The organism is Mesorhizobium sp. M7D.F.Ca.US.004.01.2.1, assembly GCF_003997785.1.
In the GTDB taxonomy this organism is placed as follows: Bacteria; Pseudomonadota; Alphaproteobacteria; order Rhizobiales; family Rhizobiaceae; genus Mesorhizobium; species Mesorhizobium loti.
The window spans coordinates 1-2203 of record NZ_RZRQ01000581.1 but is presented as its reverse complement, the minus strand read 5'-3'; the positions used below and the strand labels follow the sequence as shown (position 1 = coordinate 2203).

General features: G+C 66.0%; 2 protein-coding genes. Both read right to left on the bottom strand.

Annotated elements, in window-relative coordinates; genetic code table 11:
• Nucleotides 1–35: 35 nt before the first annotated feature.
• Nucleotides 36–749 (bottom strand): hypothetical protein, encoded by a 714-nt coding sequence (locus EN993_RS35005; RefSeq protein WP_245469063.1) that lies wholly within the window; start codon nt 747–749, stop codon nt 36–38.
• Nucleotides 750–832: 83 nt separating this feature from the next.
• The coding region (locus EN993_RS35000; protein WP_245469062.1) for a LuxR C-terminal-related transcriptional regulator at nt 833–2203 on the bottom strand (1371 nt) is incomplete at its 5' end.

Genomic DNA, 2203 nt, shown 5'->3' with positions numbered 1-2203 from the left:
GCGCTGGCCGACAACGGCAAAGGCGACGGCGAAGGCTACAACATCAACATCCCGCTGCCGGCCGGCAGCGGGATGTTGATGTTGTAGCCTTCGCCGTCGCCTTTGCCGTTGTCGGCCAGCGCGCCGCGCCCGGTCGGATAGAGATTGTCCTGATGCACGGAAATGGTCAGCACCGACGGGTCGGAATAAAACACCGTCTCGGTGCCATTGCCGTGATGCACATCCCAGTCGACTACGGCGGCCCGCCCAAGCAGGCCTTCATGCTGCAGCCGGCGCACGGAGACGCCGATGTTGGAGAACAGGCAGTTGCCCATCGCCTGGTCGGGTTCGGCATGGTGTCCCGGCGGTCGCGCCAGCGCATAGGCGTTGTCGACGCGGCCGGTCAGCACGGCGCGCATGGCGGCATAGGTGGTGCCGGCCGACAGCAGCGCGATGTCGAAACTGTTGAGACCGATCGGCGCCTGCGGCCCGGCGAAACCGGAGCCGCGCTCACTGAGCATACGGATATCGTCGACATGGCGTTGCGTGTGCACGCGCAGCAGGTCCTCGACCGAGACCGGCTCGGGGATGATCGGCACCAGGTGGCGCGACAGGCCGCTGACCTGGATGAGGTTGTTGAGCCGGCGCTTCGAGCCGGGGGATTCCAGATGCCGGCCAGGTTCCACGAAACGGCCGGGAGGCATCATGTCGGCGCTGGAGCCGGTGTCATGCCACATCAGCTGTTCGTGAAAAACGTAGCCTGTCGCCATCCGTAGCGTCCTCTGAAAACCGGGTGACGCTAGCAGGCTAACGATCATGTGGCCCGACCCGAAAGAGGGGTGGCGCCTGTTATCTATGCCCCTCCTTTCGGAGGGGTATGGGTGCCTGCGGACCCTTGCGCGGCGCGCACCGCCTGGACCCGGTTGGTCACCGCCAGCTTGCCGAAAATGTTCTTTAGATGCCATTTCACCGTGGTTTCGCTCACCGACAGCGCAAAGGCGATATCGCGATTGGACATGCCCTCGGCGAGATAGCGCAGCAGCTCGGCCTCGCGCTGGGTGAGCTGTTCCTTCTCAGCGGCTGGTGCGGCCAGCTTGCGCGTCGCCACGGGCATCGTCTGCGCGGCGTCGATGATGCGCGTCGCATAGGCTGACAGCGCGGGATCGGTCTTTGCCTGAGCCGCACGCAGCCGCATCAACCCTTCGACGACCGGCCTTCCCTCGTCGACGAAGGAACGGATGAAGCCGGAGGGTTGTGCGAGGCGCAACGCATCGAGCAGATGGCGGTCGGCCTCGCGTTGGTCATGGGCGGCGCTGGCCGCCTTGGCGCGCAGGATCAGCGCCAATATATGGCGGCGCATGCGCCCGCTGGTTCTGGTGCGCTCCAGAAGCGCATCGAAAACCCGCGCGGCATCGGCATAGGATTTCTCGGCCGTCAGCAGGCGGCCCTCGGCAAAGAACTCGAACTCGTTGGCGGTGGTGATGACCATCGACGCCTCGGTCTCTTCGCCGCGGTGTTCGCTCAGCAGCGCCCGGGCCTCGGCAATACGGTTCTGGTCGAGCAGCACACGTATGCGGTCATGCATGATCATCGATGCCAGGCGGCGATACACCGTGCCGCGCACGCGTTGATAAACACGCTCCAGCATGTCCAGTGCCGCTTCGGTGCGGCCGGTCAGCTGCAGCACGCGGGCATAGGTCGGCACGCTGGCCAAGGGATAGACGATGACCGCCGCGCCCTCGATCTGCGGTCCGAGATTCTCGACCAGGGTCAGCGCCTCGCCCGACGCATTGGTCTCGTAGGCGAGTTCGGCAAGCAGCGTTCCGGCCAGGGCCTCGGCATAGGAATTTGCGCCGATCCGCGCCCTGGCCTCGATGATGGCGTTGCGCAGCAGCCGCTCGGCGGCGGGCAGGCGGCCCGCCGAACGCTCGACGACGGCCATGTAGCAATTGGCGATGGTGACGCCGAGCAGGCTGCCGCTTCGCTCATGCGCCCGTCGCGCCGCATCGATCGCGGCGCGCGCACCTTCGAGGTCGCCCAGCGCATAAAGATTGTAGCCAATGACATTGGCGGTCGCGCCCTCCATGAACCAGGCATCGGGCGCGATGACGCGCAGCGCCGCAAGGGCTGTGTCGCGCGCCTGATCGAACTGCTCCAGCGTGCTGTGGACGGCAGCGGCGAGAACCACGAGCTCGGCCTCGATCGTGGTTCCGGTCATGGTGCC

Bases quoted from the DNA above. Each gene is read 5' to 3' on its own strand.
- EN993_RS35005 (WP_245469063.1), bottom strand. From the start codon at position 749: ATGGCGACAGGCTACGTTTTTCACGAACAGCTGATGTGGCATGACACC.